The 2056-nt window shown below is 74.8% G+C and carries 3 protein-coding genes; 2 read left to right on the top strand and 1 reads right to left on the bottom strand.

Features of this window, described 5'->3' with window-relative positions; translation table 11 throughout:
* Together F8271_RS31040 and F8271_RS31035 are read left to right on the top strand one after the other, a co-directional pair.
* On the top strand, positions 1–1042 hold a 1042-nt coding region (locus F8271_RS31040; RefSeq protein WP_151493338.1), incomplete at its 5' end, for a hypothetical protein.
* A gap of 214 nt (positions 1043–1256) precedes the next feature.
* Complete coding sequence (locus F8271_RS31035) at positions 1257–1700, top strand: HNH endonuclease (RefSeq protein ID WP_151493337.1); 444 nt, start codon at positions 1257–1259, stop codon at positions 1698–1700.
* A 70-nt stretch (positions 1701–1770) separates the two neighbouring features.
* Here the strand turns inward: F8271_RS31035 and F8271_RS32760 are convergent.
* Positions 1771–2056, bottom strand: a 286-nt coding sequence (locus F8271_RS32760) for a hypothetical protein (RefSeq protein WP_225854889.1), incomplete at its 5' end; no start/stop codon positions are given.

The raw sequence follows: 2056 nt of genomic DNA, 5'->3' as shown, positions 1-2056 counted from the left end.
ACCGGCCAAACTCTCCAACCTGACCGAGATGTCCACACCCCGCCGGATGCGGATGTACCTCGACGGGGTCGACGTCGCGCTGGCCCAGATCGCCGCGCTCACCCGGCACAACGGACCCCTGCCCGACACGGCCGCCGCCCGCGCCCGGCTGCCCGACCTGGACCGGCTACCTGACCTAGACCGGCTGCCCGACCTGCGAACGTCCGGCACCACCGACACGGAACCGCTGCTGCTCGCCCTCGACGACCTCAACGTGGACGTGCTGCGGTGGACGATGGCCACCAACCTGCGGGTCGGTCTGGCCTACCGGCTCGGCCGGTCCCTGGCCGACACGGTCCGGCCCGGCGACGCCACCGAACTGCTGCGGCGCTTCAACGGCCGGCAGGTCCAGATCAGCCGGTGGCTGGACGAGCTGGCCACCGTGCTGCCGCCGTACTCGGCGGCCGTCGTACGCCGCTCGCTGGCCGCCTGGGCGGTCGCGGTGGAACGCTCCGGCCGGGGCGACCCGACCGAGCCCTCGCCCGCCGAGTTGAGCCGCGAGCTGCGCAACCAGGGTGACCTGTGGCGCGGCGTGCTCACCGGCGGTCTGCATCCGCGCGACCTGCTCGACGAGGAGGATTACGCGGTGGTCGCCCGGAACCTGATCATCCGGGACCGGCGGCTGGTGGCGCAGGCGGCACGGGGCATCTTCTGGCCGGTGCTGGTGCCTCTGCTGGTGGTGCTCTTCGCCGTCGTCGGGGTGAGCGCCGCCGCCGCGGCCGGCTCACCGACCGCCCGGGCCACCGTGGCCCTGCTCGGCCTCGGCGCCGGGATCGCCGCCATCTGGCGATCCGTCTCCGGCCCGGCGCTGGCGGTCGCCGGAGAGGTCAACCGACCGCTGCTGGACAGCGAACTCACCGCACGGATGGCCCTGCGGCTCGATCGGCCCCTGACCGCCGTCCGCCGCGCGGCGGGGGTCACCGCGCGGCGGCAGCGCCGCCCGGAGGAGCCGGGGAGCCGATCGAAATACGTTGCCCCCCTGTCCCGCCCCGACCTACCGTGATCACGCAAGGTCAACCACCCGCCGCGGGAGCAGCTCATGACGAAGTCGCACGTCACCAACGTGCCGTCGACGCTGCCCGGCGATGGTTGCCGGGCGGAAGGACCTCGGGCGGGCCGGCCCGACTGACGCGTACCCGTACGCGCCGAGCCGCCCGTCCGTCAGCCGGACCGGGCGGCTCTTCGCTGTCCGTCACCATCTGTCGAAAGGAGTCCCGGTGGACGCCGTTCTCGTCATCAACGCCGACCTCGGCCCGCTGCACCGGGTCTCCGTCCAGCACGCCATCCGGATGCTCTGCCGCCGGGTGGCGGAGATCCACGAGGCGGAGCCGGACCAGGTGATCGGGGTCTTCCCGATGCCCCGGGTGGTGCGGCTGGTCCGCTACGTGGTCACCCGGTGGCGGTTCAGCGCCGGGCCCGCCTGGTCCCGGGCCGGGGTGCTGCGCCGCGACGATCGGTGCTGCGCGCACTGCGGCGGCCCGGCGTCGACCATCGACCACATCCTGCCCCGCTCGCGCGGCGGCCGGAACACCTGGCGGAACACCACCGCCGCCTGCTACGCCTGCAACCAGCGCAAGGGCGACCGTACGCCGGCCGAGGCGGGCATGCCGCTCCGCCGGGAGCCGGTCAACCCGGGCTGGGCGGCGCTGGCCGGGCGGTGACCGACCGGCCGGCGGGAACGGGGGGCCGTGTCCGGGGGTACGCCCCGGCGCGGCACCCGCCGGCCCCCGGTCAGGCGGACCGTTCCTTCACCTTCGGCTTCGGGCTGCCGCTGGCGCAGTGCACCCGGATCTCGCTGCGGTTCTCGGCGGAGGTCAACTGGACCTGGACCTGCTTCGCCGGGCCCGGGTCGTACGCCTCGGCCTCGTAGCCGGGTGCCAACCTCACCGCGAGCACCTCGGCCGACCCCTCCTGGCAGCGGACGGTGACCGTCCCGCCGCGGGCGTCCACCGGCACGCCCACCGGCTCGGTGGGTGTGGGCGTGACCTCGGGTCGGGTCGGTCCCGGAGGGCTGACG

The organism is Micromonospora sp. ALFpr18c, from assembly GCF_008868155.1.
Lineage (GTDB): Bacteria > Actinomycetota > Actinomycetes > Mycobacteriales > Micromonosporaceae > Micromonospora.
This window is presented reverse-complemented; position numbering and strand designations above follow the sequence as displayed.